General features: G+C 65.0%; 20 protein-coding genes and 3 pseudogenes. 11 read left to right on the top strand and 12 right to left on the bottom strand.

The genetic code is table 11. The features are described 5' to 3' along the window. The first annotated feature begins 73 nt into the window (after positions 1–73). From QC826_RS07245 to QC826_RS07220, 6 genes are all read left to right on the top strand, one after another. Complete coding sequence (locus QC826_RS07245; RefSeq protein WP_279765002.1) at positions 74–709, top strand: hypothetical protein; 636 nt, start codon at positions 74–76, stop codon at positions 707–709. Continuing rightward, the gene (locus QC826_RS07240) at positions 696–1,331 is read left to right on the top strand and encodes an HAD family hydrolase (RefSeq protein WP_279765001.1); all 636 of its coding nucleotides are present in this window, start codon (positions 696–698) and stop codon (positions 1,329–1,331) included. The genes QC826_RS07245 and QC826_RS07240 overlap by 14 nt, the downstream gene beginning before the upstream one ends. Next, positions 1,324–2,058, top strand: coding sequence for a glycosyltransferase family 2 protein (locus tag QC826_RS07235; RefSeq protein ID WP_093388044.1), 735 nt, complete (start codon positions 1,324–1,326; stop codon positions 2,056–2,058). The genes QC826_RS07240 and QC826_RS07235 overlap by 8 nt, the downstream gene beginning before the upstream one ends. A gap of 73 nt (positions 2,059–2,131) precedes the next feature. After that, entirely contained in the window at positions 2,132–2,416 is a 285-nt protein-coding gene (locus tag QC826_RS07230; protein ID WP_279766412.1) for a nuclear transport factor 2 family protein, read from the top strand. A gap of 4 nt (positions 2,417–2,420) precedes the next feature. Next, positions 2,421–2,747, top strand: a complete 327-nt coding sequence (locus QC826_RS07225) for a hypothetical protein (RefSeq protein ID WP_279765000.1) — start codon at positions 2,421–2,423, stop codon at positions 2,745–2,747. Then, the gene (locus tag QC826_RS07220) at positions 2,747–3,499 is read left to right on the top strand and encodes a glycosyltransferase family 2 protein (RefSeq protein ID WP_279764998.1); all 753 of its coding nucleotides are present in this window, start codon (positions 2,747–2,749) and stop codon (positions 3,497–3,499) included. Before QC826_RS07225 ends, QC826_RS07220 begins: the two co-directional genes overlap by 1 nt. Here QC826_RS07220 and QC826_RS07215 read toward each other — a convergent pair. From QC826_RS07215 to QC826_RS07180, 8 genes and pseudogenes are all read right to left on the bottom strand, one after another. Next, positions 3,496–4,380 carry a hypothetical protein gene (locus tag QC826_RS07215; protein ID WP_279764997.1) on the bottom strand — a complete coding sequence of 295 codons (885 nt, stop codon included), beginning with the start codon at positions 4,378–4,380 and terminating at the stop codon, positions 3,496–3,498. The two genes, QC826_RS07220 and QC826_RS07215, sit on opposite strands and share 4 nt — an antisense overlap. Before the next feature lie 176 nt (positions 4,381–4,556). Beyond that, positions 4,557–5,859 (bottom strand): annotated as a pseudogene (gene gltA / locus QC826_RS07210) (citrate synthase). 122 nt (positions 5,860–5,981) lie between these two features. Continuing rightward, positions 5,982–6,263 (bottom strand): succinate dehydrogenase assembly factor 2, encoded by a 282-nt coding sequence (locus tag QC826_RS07205; RefSeq protein WP_093388035.1) that lies wholly within the window; start codon positions 6,261–6,263, stop codon positions 5,982–5,984. Between the two features lie 108 nt (positions 6,264–6,371). Further along, positions 6,372–7,082 carry a succinate dehydrogenase iron-sulfur subunit gene (locus QC826_RS07200; RefSeq protein WP_093388033.1) on the bottom strand — a complete coding sequence of 237 codons (711 nt, stop codon included), beginning with the start codon at positions 7,080–7,082 and terminating at the stop codon, positions 6,372–6,374. A 10-nt stretch (positions 7,083–7,092) separates the two neighbouring features. Further along, a complete protein-coding gene (sdhA, locus tag QC826_RS07195; RefSeq protein ID WP_093388032.1) occupies positions 7,093–8,871 on the bottom strand; it encodes a succinate dehydrogenase flavoprotein subunit in 1,779 nt (592 codons plus the stop codon). 2 nt (positions 8,872–8,873) lie between these two features. Then, positions 8,874–9,239 carry a succinate dehydrogenase, hydrophobic membrane anchor protein gene (gene sdhD, locus QC826_RS07190; protein WP_279764996.1) on the bottom strand — a complete coding sequence of 122 codons (366 nt, stop codon included), beginning with the start codon at positions 9,237–9,239 and terminating at the stop codon, positions 8,874–8,876. After that, positions 9,239–9,661 (bottom strand): succinate dehydrogenase, cytochrome b556 subunit, encoded by a 423-nt coding sequence (gene sdhC / locus QC826_RS07185; RefSeq protein ID WP_279764995.1) that lies wholly within the window; start codon positions 9,659–9,661, stop codon positions 9,239–9,241. The genes sdhD and sdhC overlap by 1 nt, the downstream gene beginning before the upstream one ends. Before the next feature lie 345 nt (positions 9,662–10,006). Then, positions 10,007–10,819: a GntR family transcriptional regulator gene (locus QC826_RS07180; RefSeq protein WP_279764994.1), complete on the bottom strand. Its 813-nt coding sequence runs from the start codon at positions 10,817–10,819 to the stop codon at positions 10,007–10,009. 384 nt (positions 10,820–11,203) lie between these two features. Here QC826_RS07180 and QC826_RS07175 point away from each other — a divergent pair. The 5 genes and pseudogenes from QC826_RS07175 (at position 11,204) to QC826_RS07155 (ending at position 18,186) form a co-directional block, all read left to right on the top strand. Beyond that, positions 11,204–12,194: pseudogene (locus tag QC826_RS07175) on the top strand (malate dehydrogenase). Between the two features lie 191 nt (positions 12,195–12,385). Then, positions 12,386–13,390, top strand: a complete 1,005-nt coding sequence (locus tag QC826_RS07170; RefSeq protein ID WP_279764993.1) for a CoA ester lyase — start codon at positions 12,386–12,388, stop codon at positions 13,388–13,390. Next, the gene (locus QC826_RS07165; RefSeq protein ID WP_279764992.1) at positions 13,390–13,872 is read left to right on the top strand and encodes a hypothetical protein; all 483 of its coding nucleotides are present in this window, start codon (positions 13,390–13,392) and stop codon (positions 13,870–13,872) included. Before QC826_RS07170 ends, QC826_RS07165 begins: the two co-directional genes overlap by 1 nt. A 94-nt stretch (positions 13,873–13,966) precedes the next feature. Next, positions 13,967–16,678 (top strand): annotated as a pseudogene (gene acnA, locus QC826_RS07160) (aconitate hydratase AcnA). A 239-nt stretch (positions 16,679–16,917) separates the two neighbouring features. After that, positions 16,918–18,186, top strand: coding sequence for a DUF2863 family protein (locus QC826_RS07155; protein WP_279764991.1), 1,269 nt, complete (start codon positions 16,918–16,920; stop codon positions 18,184–18,186). Between the two features lie 65 nt (positions 18,187–18,251). Here QC826_RS07155 and QC826_RS07150 read toward each other — a convergent pair whose 3' ends face one another. The 4 genes from QC826_RS07150 to QC826_RS07135 form a co-directional block, all read right to left on the bottom strand. After that, positions 18,252–18,536: a hypothetical protein gene (locus QC826_RS07150; RefSeq protein WP_279764990.1), complete on the bottom strand. Its 285-nt coding sequence runs from the start codon at positions 18,534–18,536 to the stop codon at positions 18,252–18,254. 61 nt (positions 18,537–18,597) lie between these two features. Next, a complete protein-coding gene (locus tag QC826_RS07145; RefSeq protein WP_279764989.1) occupies positions 18,598–19,071 on the bottom strand; it encodes a hypothetical protein in 474 nt (157 codons plus the stop codon). Continuing rightward, positions 19,068–19,673 carry a hypothetical protein gene (locus QC826_RS07140; RefSeq protein ID WP_279764988.1) on the bottom strand — a complete coding sequence of 202 codons (606 nt, stop codon included), beginning with the start codon at positions 19,671–19,673 and terminating at the stop codon, positions 19,068–19,070. The genes QC826_RS07145 and QC826_RS07140 overlap by 4 nt, the downstream gene beginning before the upstream one ends. 209 nt (positions 19,674–19,882) lie before the next feature. Then, positions 19,883–20,347: a CYTH domain-containing protein gene (locus QC826_RS07135; protein ID WP_099419270.1), complete on the bottom strand. Its 465-nt coding sequence runs from the start codon at positions 20,345–20,347 to the stop codon at positions 19,883–19,885. Between the last annotated feature and the right edge of the window lie 2 nt (positions 20,348–20,349).

The raw sequence follows: 20,349 nt of genomic DNA, 5'->3' as shown, positions 1-20,349 counted from the left end.
CCGAAAAGAGGTCTCGCGCCGGCGCCATTACGGTACAATTGCCCGATTGCATCGAGCGCAAGGCTAGGCAGGCATGAAGATCGTGGCACACCGGGGTTGCTGGAGCGCGGCGGCGCAGAAAAATTCGCCGGGCGCGTTCGAGCGCGCCCTGCGCGGCGGCTTCGGCATCGAGACCGACTTGCGCGACGCCGGCGGCGAGGTGGTCATTTCGCACGACATGCCGCGCGGCGGCGAGATGACGCTGGACGCCTTCCTGGCCCTGTGCGCGCGCCACCCCGGCGGCCGGCCGCTGGCGCTCAACATCAAGGCCGACGGCCTGCAGGCCAAGGTCGCCGCCGCGCTGGCCGCGCACCGCATCGACGACGCCTTCGTCTTCGACATGGCGCTGCCGGACGCGCTGGGCTACCTGGCGCAGGCCACCCCGGCCTACACCCGCCTCAGCGAATACGAGAGCACGCCCGCGTTCCTGGCGCAGGCCACCGGCATCTGGCTGGACGCCTTCCACGGCGAGTGGTATCCGGCGCAGCTGGTGGCCGACTGGCTGGCGCGCGACAAGCCGGTCTGCATCGTCTCGCCCGAACTGCACCGGCGTCCGCACCTGGCGTTGTGGCAAGGCCTGCGCGCGGCCGGACTGCAGCGCCATGCCGGCCTGAGCCTGTGCACCGACTTCCCCTCCGCCGCAAAGGAATACTTCAGTGAGCCAGATTAAAGCCATCATCTTCGACATGGACGGCGTGCTGATCGACGCCAAGGAATGGCACTTCGAGGCGCTCAACCGCGCCTTGACACTGTTCGGCATGGCGATCAGCCGCTACGACCACCTGGTCACCTACGACGGCCTGCCGACCAAGACCAAGCTGCGCATGCTGTCGATGGAGCGCGGCCTGCCGCCGGCGCTGCACGGCTTCATCAACGAAATGAAACAGATCTACACGCTCGAAGTCATCTACGCCAAGTGCAAGCCGGTGTTCCAGCACCAGTACGCGCTGTCGCGGCTGCGGGCGCAGGGCTACCGCATGGCGGTGTGCTCGAATTCGATCCGCCAGACCATCGCCCTGATGATGGAGCGCGCCGAGCTGCTGCCCTTGCTCGACTTCTTCCTGTCCAACGAGGACGTGGCGGCGCCCAAGCCGGCGCCCGACATGTACCTCGCGGCGATCCGCCGCATGGGCCTGCAGGCGGCCGAGTGCCTGATCGTCGAGGACAACCCGAACGGCATCAAGGCGGCGCGCGACTCGGGCGCCCACGTGCTGTGCGTGACCGACGTGCGCGAGGTCAACCACGCCAACATCATGCACAAGATCGCCGAACTGGAGGCCGCCCATGCTTAACATCCTGGTGCCGCTGAGCGTGCAGTCGATGTTCTTCGAGGGCAGCGACTACCCCTTCCCCAAGCCGCTGATCGAGATCGACGGCAAGCCGATGATCCAGCACCTGCTGGAGAACCTGTCGAGCATCGGCGGCGACAAGCGCTTCATCTTCGTGCTGCGCGACGAGGATTGCAGCCGCTACCACCTCGACAGCACGGTGCGCCTGCTGGCCGGCGCCGACAGCGTCATCATCCGCCTGCTGAACCAGACCAAGGGCGCGGCCTGCAGCGCGCTGCTGGCGATCGACCACATCGGCAACGACGAGCCGCTGCTGATCGTCAACGGCGACCAGATCTTCGACCTCGACCTGGACCCGCTGCTGGCCCGCTTCCGTGCGCTGGGCAGCGACGCCGGCTGCCTGACCTTCGACTCGGTGCACCCGCGCTGGTCCTACGTGCGGCTGGAGGGCGAGCACGACATCGTCGAAACGGCCGAGAAGCACCCCATCAGCCGCCACGCCATCGCCGGCTTCTACTACTTCGCGCGCGGCGCCGACTTCGTGCTGGCGGCGCAGCATTCGATCCGCAAGGACACCTGCGTCGACGGGGTCTACTACATCGCGCCGGTGCTCAACGAACTGGTGCTGTTGAACCGCAAACTGACCGCGCTGCCGATTCCCAACGCGGCCTACCACACCTTCTACTCGCCGAAAAAGATCGAGGAATACGAGGCGCGCCTCGCGCGCTGACTCCGCCACAGGAACCCAAACATGAGCAAACAACTGACCGAACAATACATCCGCGCCTTCGACGCCAAGGGACCTGGCCGGCGTGGCCGCGCTGCTGGCCGACGACTTCGCGCTGGAGGACCCGGTGGTCAAGCGCATCGAAGGCAAGCAGCCGGCGCTGGCCGCGATCGGGGCCATCTTCGCCGGCTGCCGGGCGCTGTCCTTCCAGGCCAAGCGCGTCTACGCCGACGGCGACACCTGCTTCATCGAATTCACCCTGGACCTGGACGCCGTGCGGCTGCAGGGCGTCGACATCGTCGAATGGCGCGACGGCAAAATGCACGAGCTGCGCGCCTACCTCGACATCCCGAAAGGCTAGGCCGATGCGGACCTACAAGCTGGCCGACATGACGCGGGGCTGGTTCGTCGGCGACTTCACGCCGACCGCGCTGGCCACCGGCGCCGCCGAAGTCGGGATCAAGCACTACCGCGCCGGCGACAGCGAGGCGCGCCACTACCACAAGATCGCCCAGGAGATCACCGTGATCCAGAGCGGCCGGGTGCGCATGAACGGCGTCGAGTACGCCAGCGGCGACATCGTCGTCGTCTCGCCGCTGGAGTCGACCGACTTCGTGGCGCTGGAGGACTGCGTCACGCTGGTGGTCAAGGTGCCGGGCGCGGTGGACGACAAATACCTGGGGGAGCCCTGATGTTGAATATCGTGTTGCCGATGGCCGGCCATGGCAGCCGCTTCGCCCAGGCCGGCTATGTCGAGCCCAAGCCGCTGATCCCGCTGGGCGGCAAGAGCATGATCGAGGTGGTGGTCGACAACCTGCGCCCGGCCCAGCCGCACCGCTTCATCTTCCTGTGCCAGCGGGCCCACCTCGAGCAGTACGCGCTGGGCGCCAGGCTGGCGGCGATCGCGCCGGGCTGCGTGGTCGTGCCGGTGGCGCAGGTGACCGAGGGCGCCGCCTGCACCGTGCTGCTGGCGCGCGAACTGATCGACAACGAGCAGCCGCTGATGATCGCCAATTGCGACCAGTACATCGACGCCAGCATCGACGACTATCTGGCGCGCATGGCGGACGAGCGGCTCGACGGCCTGATCATGACGATGACGGCGGACGATCCCAAATGGTCCTTCGTGCGCCTGGACGGCGGCGGCGCGATCGTCGAGGTGGTGGAAAAGCAGGTGGTCTCGGACGAGGCCACGGTGGGCATCTACAACTTCGCCCGCGGCGGCGACTTTGTCGCCGCCGCCGAGCAGATGATCGCCCGGGGCCTGCGCGTCAACGGCGAATTCTATGTGGCGCCGGCCTACAACGAGCTGATCGCGCGCGGCCGCAAGCTGGGCTACCACAACATCGGCCGCGACCGCGCCGGCATGTACGGCCTGGGCGTGCCGGACGACCTGCGCTTCTTTCTGGCCCACCCGCTGGGCCGGGCCCTGGCGCGGGACTAGCCGGGCGTGGCGCCGCCCTCGCCCGGCGGGCGCGCCTCCGCGCCCGACACCTCCGGCGAGATGCGCGCCACCAGTTCCTCGACCCGGGTGTTCGGATTGATCGCCATCTCGCTGTCGAACGAGTAGGTGGCGGCGTAGGTCGGATCGATGTGCTGGAAATAGCGCGGCTGGCCGCGCCACACCACCGACTCGAACAGCTCGCGGCTCATGGTCATGATGCGGTTGATCTGGCCGGCCTGTTTCATCGCCAGGTAGGTGAAGGTGTGGTCGACGTGGGACGAGACGTGGTAGGAGGTGCCGGCCGCGCTGTGCTCGTACAGGCTGTTGTAGACCGCCTCGAGCACCGCGATCTCGCCCATGACCATGAAGTCCGGCGCCGAGTACATATTGCTGACCCGCATATACTCGATCAGGATGTCCTTCGAATGGCGCGCGACGCGGGCCAGGTTGAGCACCGCGTGGCCCTGGTGCACGGTGACGTCGGCGCGCGTCTTGAAGACGACGGCCTCGTCGCCCAGCTCGCGGCGGATCAGTTGCAGGCCCTTCATCGAGACGTAGTACAGCTTCTCCTTGTTGTTGGCGATGGTCTGGCCGAAGAAGGTGCTCTCGGTGTTGAGCACGTGCTGGTTGGAGATCACCAGGTAGTCGAACAGGTCGCCGTTGGCGTTCAGCCATTCGGCGTCCTCCTCCCAGCCGCTGTAGCAGATCTTGAAGCCCAGCTTGCGGAACACGTAGGCCATCGAGACGATGTTCTGCTGGCTGTTGAACAGCGCGTAGGGATCGCCGCGCTGCTGCTCGATGTAGAACTCCTGGTGCACCACCGGGTTGATGCCGCGCGATTGCACCGGGCCGTGCATCAACAACACTCTTTCCAGCGCCATGACTGCCTCGCTTCCTTCAATATGGGATGGGATCGAGTATAGCAAGGAAGCGGCGGGCGCGCGGCATGTTGCTTCGAGGCACACCAGGCGCCGCCCGGCGGCGGCGCCCGCCCCGCACAAGGAAAAACGGCCCGCTCGACATGTCGAGCGGGCCGTCAAGGGAGTGCCGGCGGGGCTTAGGCGCGCTGGTCCAGCGGCAGCACGTCGCGCGTGGTCGAGCCGACGAACAGCTGGCGCGGACGGCCGATTTTTTGTTCCGGATCGGAGATCATCTCGTTCCACTGGGCGATCCAGCCGATGGTGCGGGCCATGGCGAAGATACCGGTGAACAGCGAGACCGGGATGCCCAGCGCGGACTGCACGATGCCCGAGTAGAAGTCGACGTTCGGATACAGCTTGCGCGAGACGAAGTATTCGTCGTTCAGCGCGATCTTTTCCAGTTCCATCGCCAGCTTGAACAGCGGGTCGTCGTGCAGGCCCAGTTCGTTCAGCACCTCGTGGCAGGTTTCACGCATCAGCTTGGCGCGCGGGTCGAAGTTCTTGTAGACGCGGTGGCCGAAGCCCATCAGCTTGACGCCGGAGTTCTTGTCCTTGACCTTGGCGATGAACTCGGGGATCTTGTCGACCGTGCCGATTTCCTTCAGCATGTTCAGCGCGGCCTCGTTGGCGCCGCCGTGGGCGGCGCCACAGGCAGGCGATGCCGGCGGCGATACAGGCGAACGGGTTGGCGCCGGACGAACCGGACAGGCGCACCGTCGAGGTCGAGGCGTTCTGCTCGTGGTCGGCGTGCAGGATCAGGATGCGGTCGAGCGCGCGCACCAGCACGTCGTTGACCTTGTACTCTTCGCACGGGTTGCCGAACATCATGCGCATGAAGTTGGCGCTGTACGACAGGTCGTTGCGCGGGTAGACGAAGGGCTGGCCGATCGAGTACTTGTAGGACATGGCGACCAGGGTCGGCATCTTGGCGATCAGGCGGATGGCCGACACTTCGCGGTGGTGCGGGTCGTTGATGTCGAGCGAGTCGTGGTAGAACGAGGCCAGCGCGCCGACCGTGCCGACCAGCACCGACATCGGGTGGGCGTCGCGGCGGAAGCCACGGAAGAAGAACTGCATCTGCTCGTGGACCATGGTGTGCTTGGTCACGGTGTCGACGAACTTTTCCTTTTGCGCGGCGTTCGGCAGTTCGCCGTTCAGCAGCAGGTAGCACGATTCCATGAAGTCGGCGTTGACGGCCAACTGCTCGATCGGGTAGCCGCGGTACAGCAGCTCGCCCTTGTCGCCGTCGATGTAGGTGATCGACGAGTTGCACGCCGCGGTGGACATGAAGCCCGGGTCGTAGGTGAACTTGCCGGTGCCGGCGTACAGTTTGCGGATGTCGATGACGTCCGGACCGACGGTGCCCTGGTAGATCGGGAATTCAATCGATGGGCTGCCATCGGAGAACGACAGTGTGGCTTTGTTATCAGAGGTGTTCATGGACTCTTCCTTCTTGGAGAGATGCGACAAATAAAAAAAAGGCAAAAATTCTGGACATGCCGCCCGCTGCCGCTGGACGCGGCGCGAACGCGCCGCCGAGCGTCGGCCGCCGGGGTCGGCAACTATGCCTGGCGCAGCCGTTGCAACAGTGCGTGCACCTGCGGCAGGTCGACCTCGCCGTCCGGCTCCTTGCGGGCCAGCACCAGATCCATCAGCGTATTGTCCGACAAATCGAGGAGCCGCGTGAACGCGTCCACTTCTTCGTCGGTCAATTCAGTTTCATGCGCATCGAGGAAACGGGTCAGGATAATGTCGTTTTCCAGCAGTCCGCGGCGGGCGCGCCAGCGTAGGCGCGCGCGGTTGGCCGGGTCGGACTGGTGCGCAAGGGTGTTCTGTTCTGTCATGTCGGGCTACTTTTTTCCGCGCGCCGCCGGCCCCACTGGGGCGGCGGCGCGGCAAGTGGCGGGCGGCGACGCCGCCGCCCGCTGTGCGCCGTGGTACGGCGCGGCCGCTTAGATCGCGCGGCGGACCATCAGTTCCTTGATCTTGCCGATCGCCTTGTTCGGGTTCAAACCCTTGGGGCAAACGTCGACGCAGTTCATGATCGAGTGGCAGCGGAACAGGCGGTACGGATCCTCCAGGTTGTCCAGGCGCGCGCCGGTGGCCTCGTCGCGCGAGTCGGCGATGAAGCGGTAGGCTTGCAGCAGGCCGGCCGGGCCGACGAACTTGTCCGGATTCCACCAGAACGACGGGCAGGAGGTCGAGCAGCAGGCGCACAGGATGCACTCGTACAGGCCGTCGAGCTCTTCGCGCTCGGTCGGGCTTTGCAGGCGTTCCTTCTCCGGGCGGATCGAGTCGTTGATCAGGTAGGGCTTGATCGAATCGTACTGCTTGAAGAACTGCGTCATGTCGACGATCAGGTCGCGGATCACCGGCAGGCCGGCCAGCGGACGCAACACGATCGGCTGGGTCAGCTCGTTCAGGTTGGTGGTGCAGGCCAGGCCGTTCTTGCCGTTGATGTTCATCGCGTCGGAACCGCACACGCCTTCGCGGCAGGAGCGGCGCAGCGACAGCGAGTCGTCGACGTCGGACTTGATGCGTTGCAGCGCGTCGAGCAGCATCTTGTCGGTGTCCTTCAGTTCGACGGTGACGTCCTGCATGTACGGCTTGGCGTCCTGGTCGGGATCGTAGCGGTAGATTTTAAGTTTGATAGTGCGTGCCATGTTCTGACCTTTAGAAAGTACGTGGTTTCGGCTTGAAGGTGTCGACCGTCAGCGGCTTGGTGACCACCGCCTTGTAGTCGAGGCGGTTGCCTTCGGAGAACCACAGGGTATGCTTCATCCAGTTGTCGTCGTCGCGGTTGGGGAAATCGCTGTGGGCGTGGGCGCCGCGCGATTCCTTGCGCGCCACCGCCGAGGTGATGGTCGCCTTGGCCGTTTCGATCAGGTTGTCCAACTCCAGCGCCTCGACGCGGGCGGTGTTGAAGACCATCGACTTGTCCTTGTACGAGACGTGCTTGCGGCGCTCGTCGAGCTTCATGATCTCGACATAGCCCTGCTTGAGCAGCTCGTCGGTGCGGAACACGCCGCAGAACTTCTGCATGGTGGCGCGGATGTCGTTGGCGACGCCCTGCACGGTTTCGCTGCCGGTCGAGGTTTCCAGCTTGTTCAGGCGGCCCATGGCGAACTCGGAGGCGTCCTTCGGCAGCGGCTTGTTTTCCTTCTGCTTCAGGTTGGAGGCGACCACGTGGTTGCCGGCGGCGCGGCCGAAGACCAGCAGGTCGAGCAGCGAGTTGGTGCCCAGGCGGTTGGCGCCGTGCACCGAGACGCAGGCGCATTCGCCGATCGCGTACAGGCCGTTGACGATCTTCTGGCTGCCGTCGGCGCCGGGGGCGACGACCTGGCCGTGGATGTTGGTCGGAATACCGCCCATCTGGTAGTGGATGGTCGGCACGACGGGAATCGGTTCCTTGGTGGCGTCGACGTTGGCGAACTTGTGGCCGATTTCCAGGATCGACGGCAGACGCTTCTGGATGGTGTCGGCGCCGATGTGGCGCAGGTCCAGCATGACGTGGTCCTTGTTCGGACCGCAGCCGCGGCCTTCCTTGATCTCCTGGTCCATCGAGCGCGAGACGAAGTCGCGCGGCGCCAGATCCTTCAGGGTCGGCGCGTAGCGTTCCATGAAACGCTCGCCTTCGCTGTTGATCAGGATGCCGCCCTCGCCGCGCACGCCCTCGGTGATGAGCACGCCCGCGCCGGCCACGCCGGTCGGGTGGAACTGCCAGAACTCCATGTCCTGCAGGGGCAGGCCGGCGCGTGCCGCCATGCCCATGCCGTCGCCGGTGTTGATGAAGGCGTTGGTGGAGGCGGCGAAGATGCGGCCGGCGCCGCCGGTGGCGAAGATGGTGGTCTTGGCTTCCAGGATCATGCATTCGCCGGTTTCCATCTCCAGCGCGACCACGCCGACGACGTCGCCTTCGGCGTCGCGGATGATGTCGATCGCCATCCATTCGACGAAGAAGTGGGTGCGGGCGCGCACGTTGCGCTGGTACAGGGTGTGCAGCAGGGCGTGGCCGGTGCGGTCGGCGGCGGCGCAGGCGCGCTGCACGGCTTTTTCACCGAAGTTGGCGGTGTGGCCGCCGAACGGACGCTGGTAGATGGTGCCGTCGGGGTTGCGGTCGAACGGCATGCCGAAGTGTTCCAGCTCGTAGACGACCTTCGGCGCTTCGCGGCACATGAACTCGATGGCGTCCTGGTCGCCCAGGTAGTCGCCGCCCTTGACGGTGTCGAACATGTGCCAGAACCAGTTGTCCTCGGCCATGTTGCCCAGCGAGGCGCCGATGCCGCCCTGCGCCGCCACGGTGTGTGAACGGGTCGGGAAGACCTTCGACAGCACCGCCACGTTCAAACCGGCCTCGGCCAGTTGCAGGGATGCGCGCATGCCGGAGCCGCCGGCGCCGACGATGACCGCGTCAAAGCGGCGGGTGGGGATTGCGGATTTGATAGCTGCCACGATTAAACACTCCAGAGAATTTGCACTGCGTAAAACGCGCAAGCGATCAACCACAGCATGGTGGCAATTTGCAGGGTCAGACGCAGACCGATGGACTTGACGTAGTCCATCCAGATGTCGCGCACACCTACCCAGGCGTGATAGAACAGGCCGAACAGGGTGACGGCGCTGAACAGCTTGAACCACTGCTGGGCGAACAGGCCGGCCCAGCCTTCATACGTGAAGTTGTTGCCGGTCAGGAAGGCGACCAGCAGGACCACGGTGTAGGCCACCATCAGCACGCCGGTGACGCGCTGGGCCAGCCAGTCGCGCAGGCCGTAGTGGGCGCCCACTACCAGGCGTTTTGGGCCGATATTGTTATTTGCCATCAGAACACTCCAAACAATTTGAGGGCGACCAACAGGGTCGCGGCCAGGCTGATCACCAGCACGCTGGCGGCCGATTTACGGGCCGAATCCTTGTCCAGGCCGAAGTGCAGGTCCATGAACAGGTGGCGCACGCCGGCGCAGAAGTGCTGCATATAACCCCAGACCAGCGCCAAAATCACCAGCTTGCACAGCGGGTGCGAGGCGATGCCTTGGAAATAGGCGAAGGAGATTTCCGAACGGAGCGACAACTCCAGCAGATACAACACCACTGGCAACAAGGCAAACATCATGAAACCGCTGATGCGGTGCAGGATGGATACGATGCCGGCTAAGGGCAAGCGGTAGTTCGACAATTCCGTGACGTGAATATTCCGAAATTCCGGCCGCTCTTTTTTTGGTACTTCCCTTACGGCTTCAGACATAACAAGACCTCCCTTAAGCTTTGACTAAAAATATTGAGACTGCGATTTTCGCCTATTTTCATAGTTCAGACCAATATCTATCGTTACATATAACGAAAATAGTGTTTTACAACACCGACCGCGCGCTACTTTCTGTAGTTCAACGTATATTCAGCACAACAACGCTTTACAAAACAACAAGCCAGCGTTGCGGACCCCGTGCCGCGCCGGCGCTGGACGCCGGCGGTCTCATCATTTTTCAAGCCAGGCCATCTTGCCCCATCGGGGCGCCGGCGTCTGGCCCGAGGCCGGTTCAACGCCGGCGTTAATTCGGTTCAGGCGGTTCAATCCAATCCATTCAACACCTCAGTTCAAATCGTTCTGGTAATGGTGCCGCTCGGTCGAATACAGGCCGCGGCGCAGTTCGACCGGCTTGTCGCCGTAGGTGAAGGAGACCCGCTCGGAGCACAGCAGCGGCGTGCCGGCGGCGATCTGCAGCAGCGCGGCGGCGCCGGCGTCGGCGCAGACGGCGCGGATCTTCTCGGCGGCGCGGATCATGCGGGTGCCGAACTCGGACTCGAACAGGCCGTACATCGGCCCCTTGTACTCGACCAGGCGCTCGGCGGTCAAGCCCTCGAAGGTCAGCCCGGGCAGCCAGAGCTCCTCGACGATGGTCGGCACGCCGTCGAAATACTGCACCCGCTTGACGAAGATGACGGCGTCGCCGGACTTCAAGTCGAGCAGGCGGGCCACGTCGGCCGGGGCGCGCATGCGCTTGACCTCGATGAAGCGGCTCTCCGGATAGTGCGGCACGCCCTCGTCGGGCATCAGGCGCAGGAAGCGGAAGTGGGCGCGCGCCTCGTGGTGGGTCGAGACGAAGGTGCCCTTGCCCTGGCGGCGCATGACCAGGTTCTCGGCGGCCAGCTCGTCGATGGCCTTGCGCACGGTGCCCTGGCTGACCTTGAAGCGGTTGGCCAGCTCGACCTCGCTGGGAATGAGCTCGCCGGGCTTCCACTCGCCCGACTGCAGGCTCTGCGTGATGAGCGCCTTGATTTGCTGGTACAGTGGGGAAAAGGTTGGCGAGCTCGACGGGCCTGCGCTTGCCGCGGTCGGGCCGGCCGCGGCGCCGGTGGTGGCGGCGGCGGGATTCTGGCTCGGGTTGGGCGGGACGGGATTCATAGGGCGAGATTTCAACACAAAAGCCCCTTCCCGTCCAGCAAAAAGACGCTTAACTTATGTGTCTTATATAAGACATAAGATACGATTGACAGATGGTTTCAAGCAGCCTACACTCGCCAACCATGCGGTTTCCGGCATGGCGGCGCGGCCGCCACGAGCAAGAAAAGCATAGTCCCTGTAGCAACAAAGGTCAACGCGACGCCGTTGGCGCCGGCCCCCAAGGCGGCGCCGCCCCGGCGCGGCGCGGCGGCCAGGCCGGAATTGGCCCGGGCGCGGCCGCGAATATCGGCCCGACAAGGCCGCCGGTTTTGGTATCATTACTGTTTTCCCGAATAAGCGTAGGCCCAGCTTCAGACGTTTTCATTCCCACTTTGGAGATTCATCATGGCTAAAACCCCAATGCGTGTTGCTGTCACCGGCGCCGCCGGCCAGATCGGCTATTCCCTGCTGTTCCGCATCGCCAACGGCGACATGCTCGGCAAAGACCAGCCGGTCATCCTGCAACTGCTGGAAATCAACGACGAGCGCGCCCAGAAGGCCCATCAAAGGCGTCATGATGGAAATCGACGACTGCGCCTTCCCGCTGCTGGCCGGCATGACCGCCCACGCCGATCCGATGACCGCCTTCAAAGACGCCGACGTCGCCCTGCTGGTCGGCGCCCGTCCACGCGGCCCTGGCATGGAACGCAAGGACCTGCTGGAAGCCAACGCGCAGATCTTCACCGTGCAGGGCAAGGCGCTCGACGCCGTCGCCTCGCGCAACGTCAAAGTGCTGGTGGTCGGCAACCCTGCCAACACCAACGCCTACATCGCGATGAAATCGGCGCCTTCGCTGCCGGCCAAGAACTTCACCGCCATGCTGCGCCTGGACCACAACCGCGCCGCCTCGCAGATCGCCGCGAAAACCGGCAAGCCGGTCTCGGCCATCGAAAAACTGTTCGTCTGGGGCAACCACTCGCCGACCATGTACGCCGACTACCGCTACGCCGAAATCGACGGCCAATCGGTCAAGGCCATGATCAACGACGACGTCTGGAACAAGGACGTGTTCCTGCCGACCGTCGGCAAGCGCGGTGGCGCCATCATCGAGGCGCGCGGCCTGTCGTCGGCAGCGTCGGCGGCCAACGCCGCCATCGACCACGTGCACGACTGGGTGCTCGGCACCGCCGGCAAGTGGACCACCATGGGCATCCCTTCGGACGGCTCCTACGGTATTCCTGAAGGCGTGATGTTCGGTTTCCCGGTCACCACCGAAAACGGCGAATACAAGATCGTCCAGGGCCTGAGCGTCGATGAGTTCTCGCAAGAGCGCATCAATGTCACCCTGAACGAACTGCTGGAAGAGCAAAACGGCGTGAAACACCTGCTGGGCTAATCCACACAGCGACCGTGGAACCGGTTAAACCACCGATCCGCCGCACCCGCCGCGCTGCCGAGAGCAGCGCGGCGGAGTCGTATTCAGCCTCACCCGCAGCCTCCCCCGCAACGCCCCCGGCCAGCCCGGCGGACGCCACCCTGCCGGCCGCCGCCGCGACCGCCGCAACCGCAACACCACCCCCATCCCGCATGCACCCATCCGAGGTTTTATTCCAAGGCAATCGCCAGCCGTTGCTCCTGCCGGCCTGCGACCACTACGCCGGCGCCGAAAAGCTGATGCGTAAATCGATCGCCTTGCAACAAGAGCTTGGCCCGCTGTTCGACATCACCCTCGACTGCGAGGACGGCGCCAGCGCCGGCAACGAGGAGGCCCACGCCCGCCTGGTGGCCGAGCTGGTCGCCTCGGCCGACAACAAGTTCTCGCGCATCGGCGCGCGCGTGCACGACATCGCCAGCCCGCACTTCGCCAACGACGTCGCCATCATCTGCGGCGCCGCCGCCAAGCTGGCCTACATCGTGCTGCCCAAGGTGCACGGCGCCGCCGAGGTGGCCGCCGCGATCGAACTGATCAACCGCCACGCGCTGGCGGCCGGGCGCGCCGACCTGCCGGTGCACGTGCTCATCGAGACCCACGGCGCGCTGCGCGAGGCCTACGCCATCGCCGCCCTGCCCCAGGTCGAGTGCCTGTCGTTCGGCATCATGGACTTCGTCTCGGCCCACTACGGCGCCATTCCCGGCAACGCCATGCGCACGCCGGGCCAGTTCAGCCACCCGCTGGTGGTGCGCGCCAAGCTGGAGATCGCCGCCGCCTGCCACGCCCACGGCAAGGTGCCGTCGCACAACGTGACGACCGAGATCAAGGACACCGCCGTGGCCGCCAACGACGCCCAGCGCGCCGCCGCCGAGTTCGGCTTCACGCGGATGTGGAGCATCCACCCGAACCAGATCAAGCCGGTCATCAAGGCCTTCACGCCGCGCCTGTCCGAGGTCAACGAGGCGGCCACCATCCTGCACGAGGCGCAACTGGCGCAATGGGGGCCGATCGCGCAGAACGGCCGCTTGCACGACCGCGCCAGCTACCGATATTATTGGACCGTTCTGCAGCGCGCCAAACTGGCCGGCCTGGCTTTGCCGGAGTCGGTCGTCGCGTTGATCAACGGCAGCTCCAACGTCCACCCACAGGAAACAATCTGATGTCTATCTCCAAACTATTCATGGCCTGCAGCCTCGCGCTGGCCTCCCTCACCCTGGCCGCCAGCGCCCAGGCCGAAGTCAAGAAGCCGGTCAAGCACAAGGCCGTCAAGGCGGCCGAGGCCAAGGCCGCGGCCAAGACGCCCGACGAGGAGGCCGACGAGCCGGCCGTCGCCGGCTCGGCCATCACCGACTTCCACTGCGAGCTGGGCAACAAGATCACCATCTTCAAGAACGTCGACGACGACAACCACATCGCGCTGCGCTGGAAGAAGCGGCTGCACCGGCTGACCCGGGTCGGCACCGAGACGGGCGCGCTGCGCTTCGAGAACAAGCTGTACGGCCTGGTCTGGATCGGCATCCCGGCCAAGGGCATGCTGCTCGACTCCAAACAGAACCGCCAGCTGGCCAACGAATGCCGCAACGCCGAGCAGCTGGCTCCGGTCAGCGCCGCGCCGGCCGCGCCGGCCGAGGCCAAGCTTTGATGTAGGCGGCGCCCCCCCCTCCCCGGCGGGCGCCGCGCAGCACCATGGTCACACTGAAAATCAAGAATAGACGATACCCACTGAAGGAGAAGTCATGTCCCGCAACACTCTGAACACGCTCAAGGATTTCACTATTTCGGCAGGCAAGAAGGGCCAGTTCTACTCGCTACCGGCGCTGGAGAAAAGCCTGGGCCTGAAGGTCTCGCGCCTGCCGGTATCGATCCGCCTGGTGCTGGAATCGGTGCTGCGCAACTGCGACGGCAAGAAGGTCACCGAGGAGCACATCAAGCAGCTGGCCGGCTGGGCGCCGACCGGCGAGCGCACCGACGAGATCCCCTTCGTGGTGGCGCGCGTGGTGTTGCAGGACTTCACCGGCGTGCCGCTGCTGGCCGACCTGGCGGCGATGCGCAACGTCGCCAACAAGATGGGTATCGACGCCAAGAAGATCGAGCCGCTGGTGCCGGTCGACCTGGTGGTCGACCACTCGGTGACCATCGACCACTTCCGCGAGAAGAACGCGCTGGACCTGAACATGAAGCTGGAATTCTCGCGCAACAACGAGCGCTACCAGTTCATGAAATGGGGCATGCAGGCCTTCGACACCTTCGGCGTGGTGCCGCCGGGCTTCGGCATCGTCCACCAGGTCAACCTGGAGTACCTGGCGCGCGGCGTGCACAAGGCGGCCGACGGCGTCTACTTCCCCGACACCCTGGTCGGCACCGACTCGCACACCACCATGATCAACGGCATCGGCGTGGTCGGCTGGGGCGTCGGCGGCATCGAGGCCGAGGCCGGCATGCTGGGCCAGCCGGTCTACTTCCTGACCCCGGACGTGATCGGCGTCAACCTGACCGGCGTGCTGCGCGAAGGCTGCACCGCGACCGACCTGGTGCTGACCATCACCGAACTGCTGCGCAAGGAAAAAGTGGTCGGCAAGTTCGTCGAGTTCTTCGGCGAAGGCACCGAGACGCTGTCGCTGACCGACCGCGCCACCATCGCCAACATGGCGCCCGAATACGGCGCCACCATGGGCTTCTTCCCGGTCGACGACGCCACCATCGAGTACTTCGAGGGCACCGGCCGCAGCAAGGCCGAGATCGACGCCTTCGCCGGCTACTTCAAGGCGCAGGGCTGTACGGCGTGCCCAAGGCCGGCGAGATCGACTACACCCGCGTGGTGGAACTGAATTTGACCTCGGTGACGCCGTCGCTGGCCGGCCCCAAGCGGCCGCAAGACCGCATCGAGATCGGCAACGTCAAGAACAACTTCACCGAGCTGTTCTCCAAGCCGACCACGGAAAACGGCTTCAACAAAAAAGCCGAGGGCCCTGAACCGGAACTACACCACCAGCAACGGCGTGAACGTGAAGAACGGCGACGTGCTGATCGCCGCCATCACCTCCTGCACCAACACCTCCAACCCGAGCGTGCTGCTGGCCGCCGGCCTGCTGGCCAAGAAGGCGGTCGAGGCCGGCCTGACGGTGGCGCCGCACATCAAGACCTCGCTGGCGCCCGGCTCGCGCGTGGTGACCGAATACCTGACCGCCGCCGGCCTGCTGCCCTACCTGGAGCAGCTCGGCTTCGGCGTCACCGCCTACGGTTGCACCACCTGCATCGGCAACGCCGGCGACCTGACGCCGGAACTGAACGCGGCCATCAGCAGCAACGACATCGTGGCCTCGGCCGTGCTGTCGGGCAACCGCAACTTCGAGGCGCGCATCCACCCGAACATCCGCTCCAACTTCCTCGCCTCGCCGCCGCTGGTGGTGGCCTACGCCATCGCCGGCAACATGACGGTCGACCTGATGACGCAGCCGGTCGGCAAGGGCAAGGACGGCCAGGACGTCTACCTGGGCGACATCTGGCCGAGCTCGAAGGAGATCGCCAAGCTGATGAAGTTCGCCATGAACTCGAAGGTGTTCAAGGCCAACTACGCCGACGTCAAGGGCAACCCCGGCAAGCTGTGGCAGGACGTCTCCTCGACCGAGGGCCAGGTCTACAACTGGCCGGCCTCGACCTACATCGCCGAGCCGCCCTTCTTCGACGGCTTCACCATGGAGCCGAAGGCGGCCGCCACCGGCATCCAGGGCGCGCGCGCGCTGGGCGTGTTCGGCGACTCGATCACCACCGACCACATTTCGCCGGCCGGCTCGATCAAGGAGGACGGCCCGGCCGGCCAATGGCTGCTGGCCAACGGCGTGCTGAAGGCGGACTTCAACTCCTACGGCTCGCGCCGCGGCAACCACGAGATCATGATGCGCGGCACCTTCGCCAACGTGCGCATCAAGAACAAGATGATCCCGGCCAAGGCCGACGGCTCGGCCGTCGAGGGCGGCATCACCATCCACCAGCCGAGCGGCGAACAGCTGTCGATCTACGACGCGGCGATGAAGTACGTCGCGGCCGGCACGCCGACCATGGTGTTCGGCGGCGAGGAGTACGGCACCGGCTCGTCGCGCGACTGGGCCGCCAAGGGCACCCAGCTGCTGGGCGTGAAGGCGGTGATCGTGCGCTCGTTCGAACGCATCCACCGCTCCAACCTGGTCGGCATGGGCGTGCTGCCGCTGCAGTTCATCGGCAACGACAGCGTCGAGACGCTCGGCATCACCGGCAAGGAGGTCTACGACCTGAAGGGCCTGGAGGGCGAGATCAAGCCGCAACAACTGGCCACGCTGGTGATCCACCGCGCCGACGGCTCCAGCCAGGACGTCAAGGTGCTGCTGCGCATCGACACGCCGATCGAGGTCGACTACTACAAGCACGGCGGCATCCTGCCCTTCGTGCTGCGCCAGCTGCTGGCCGCCTAAGCCCGGCCGCGCCGGGTGAGCGGAAAGCGCCGGATTCGTCCGGCGTTTTTTTTACCCCACCCCGGGACGCCGAAGCCAGGGTCAGACCCTCAGGGTCTGACCCTCGAAGGACGCCGGCGGCGCAATCGCCCATCGAGGTGCCGCGATGTGCGCGAATCCACTACAATACGTCACATAAGGGTTATCATTTGCTTGACTGATCCGCTTTTTCCACTTTTACCGAGACTCTTATAGCCGCTATGCGTCGTCCATCCAAAGATTCATCCCATAAATTGTCCGCCGAGAGCCAACGCCTTGTGACCTTCTCCCAAGCCGTCGGCCAGGCGGCCAGCCGCGTCGAAGAGCGGGCCTGGGAGCACAGCCTCGATGCGCAGCTTCAGAAACTCCTCAAGACCGGCCACCAGGACACCATCGACACCACGCTCAACAGCCTGTTCAAGGAAGACTTGAACGCCTACGACGTGTTGATGGACGGCGTCGAGGCGGTCAGCGAGTCGACCACCGTCACCGTCGACGTGGCCGGCGTGCCGACCCAGTACGACGTGCTGCTGGTGGCCGCGCCCATCCTGGCCTGGACCCGCTTCTCGATCGCCTCCGGCGCCATCTCGGGCGAGCTGCTGAGCACGCTGTCGGCCCACTTCGCCGCCCACCTGCTGGCCGACGGCACGCAGGTGGCCATGTCGCCGGCGCTGTACTCGATCGACCAGCTGCCGCGCAGCCACGTCGAGACCTACGCCAAGACCCACAAGCTGGCCCAGGCCGCGCTGAAGGGCACGGCGCTGAAGGCCGACAACAAGGCGCCGGAGACGGCGCCCTTCCTGGCCGACACGCGCTACCTGCTGGTGGCCGTGGTGGCGCCGGCCGGCGGCCCGCTGTTCCGCTGGCAGATGCCGGCCAACCAGGCCAACTTCATCGCCGAGCGCGGCAAGGCGCTGGAGCAGTGGCGCGCCCAGGCGACGCCGACCGTGGCGCGCCTGCTGCCCGGCTGCGGCATCGAGCTGCTGCTGCCGGAGGCCTACTACATGGCCTGCCGCGAGGCGGACAAGCTGATCCGTCCGGTGTCGATCCGCGCCGCCGTGCACTACCTGACGCACACCCTGGGCGTCGAGGCCTCCGAGCTGCGCGCCGTGATCGCCGGCTTCGGCGAGGAGTCGGCCGACGGCCAGGTCGACGAGTACCGCATCGGCTTCACCCAGCGCCAGGCGCCGGACGTGATCTACGGCGTGGTCTGGCCGCTGTACGGCCAGGAGGACGAGGAAGGCACGCCACCCGAGGGTGGCGTGCAGGGCGGCGCCGACGCCGTGTCGGGCAAGCCGGTCACGCCGGTCGACGAGATCGTCGGCTACCTGAACGAGGCCGGCGTCACCGCCATCAAGAAGCACAGCGAGCGCTACGTGGCCGAGTTCTGCGACGACTGCGGCGCGCCGCTGTTCGCCGACCCGGTCGGCGAGCTGGCCCACGCCGAAATGCCCGAGGACGCGCCGAGCGGCACCGAGCACTTCCACTAAGCCACTCAGCCGCCCCGCTTCGGCGCTGTCGACAACAAAAGCCCCCGGTCAAACGGGGGCTTTTGCTATTTGGGCGGCGGATTGATGATGATGATGACTGACGGCGGCGGCGCTTCCAATTGCAGAGTCCGCTGCGCCGGGCCTGGGGCCGGCGGCTGGACCACGGCCGGCGGCCGCGCCATGTTTTGCATGGCCAGCAGCAAGCCGGCGAAGCCGATGAACATGCCTACAATGGTTCCCAGCATCCACTTGTGAATTTCGGCACGCAAAGCCTCGACATCCGCCTTCGTCGCGAGGGTCGGAAGGATGGCGTTGAAATGCGCCTCAAACGCTATTAGGCGATCATCCATGTTCCCAGCATAGTACAAAATCGATGGCGTGCCAGAGCCAGTACGCCGGTGAACGGCTCCTTTACTGTTGCGACGGCGTGGCAATTTTTCGCGGCCTGTCTTCAGTAGCGTCGCGGAAAGCGCCAAGCACGGCAGGAACCACGCCGGACGAGCCGTGGAGGTAGGCGATATGCAGCTGGTCGAACTGCGCCAACAACTGGCCCGGCGATGGCTTTGTCTGCGCGTCCGGCACTAGCACCAGAAACTCCGCACCGCTAACTTGCACGTGGTGCTGGATGGTCGTCAATAGCGCCATGTTCATCAAAGTCAAGGCGTAGCGCGACTTGACTTCAACGAGCAGGCGCCGGCCGTCGGGTGCCATCACGAGGCAATCAGGTTCGTAGAAAAATGCCTGCCCCCATTCCGGCACGATTTCGACCTGGTCAGGCTGTATGTCAACAGTGTATCCAGGCGGCAGGTCGCGCAGAGCGTCAAACACCGGCCGCTCCAAATCGGTGACCAAGCGCATGGGCTTGGCATGTGCCATTGAGTTCATGATAAATCCCTCCACGTCCACGTCCATTCTCCCGCGCGGCCGGCGGCAATTGCCGCTTCGACCAGCGCCCCGACACCGGCGGCGACCGCGCCAATTGCTGCGGAAGCGACTGCAGTTGTGCCGGACAAGAACATTGCTGCCAATGCAAACGCGATAGCGGCCGGGAAAAACTTGCCGATGAACTTCTCCAGCGCGATTGCCCAAAGGCGCAGCGCAAAGGACAGCCTCTCGCCAACCATCAGCACCTCGGCCGATCCCTTCAATGAAACCAGGACGCTCGCATTTGCAGTAGACACCGAGCCGATTTTACCGGAAAGCTGTCTGGCGATCCGCGCGCACTGCTTGCGCACTTCCGCCAGAGATCGGGCCGCGATATGGACCTTGATCATATCGTTTCCCTCCATGAAGTAGACGACTGTGGTGCCTAACACTTGCTCAGCACCCAAGGCGGATCGCACCATGCTCGGCACGCTAGCCAATGGAGTCCCCGCCAGCGCGACCCCGACTTTTACTTGATTGACGCCGATGACTTCCCGGATGCCGACAAGTACTTTCGCCGCTTCAATGGGTTCTTTGTACTTGAGAACGAGCTCGGCGTACACGGGTTCCTCATCAACATAAAGGACGGGCGTTGGCAGGAGGCATTTTAGAAAAGGAAGGGAGAACTTCAATGATCGTATATCGCTTGAGATCGCCGGTCTTGGCACATGTCAGCAAGGGAACCGCCCGCAATCAAAAAACCTCGCCGAAGCGAGGTTTTTTTACTTCTACGGTGCCGCTGGCGTGGCTGGTTGTGCGGCCGAACGGCCGACTACCAGAGCGAATACGGCTTGCGGATCAGGTTGGCGTTGAAGTAGCGGGCGTCGTCCGTGACCTCGTCGCCGACCCAGTCGGGCCGCTCGAAGGCCTGGTCCTCGCTGGCCAGCTCGATCTCGGCGACGACCAGGCCGTCGTTGGCGCCGAGGAACTCGTCGACCTCCCAGACGTTGCCGGCGAACTCGATGCGGCGCCGGTACTTCTCGATCAGCGGCCGCTCGCACAGGCCGTCGAGCAGCTGCTCGGCGTCGGCCAGCGGAATCGGATACTCCCACTCGCCGCGGCTGGCGCCGACGTTGGCGCCCTTGATGGTGAGCATGCCCTGGCCGTTCTCGATGCGCACCCGCACCACCCGCTCGCGCTCCGACGACAGGTAGCCCTGGCGCAGCAACACCGGCTCGCCCAGGCTCTTCCAGGCGTCGCCGCGCAGCAGGAACTTGCGTTCGATCTCGACGCCCATGG

It is taken from the genome of Rugamonas sp. DEMB1 (assembly GCF_029834475.1).
Classification (GTDB): Bacteria; Pseudomonadota; Gammaproteobacteria; order Burkholderiales; family Burkholderiaceae_D; genus Rugamonas; species Rugamonas rubra.
The sequence above is the reverse complement of the archived record's forward strand: the minus strand, read 5'-3'. Positions and strand labels throughout refer to the sequence as shown.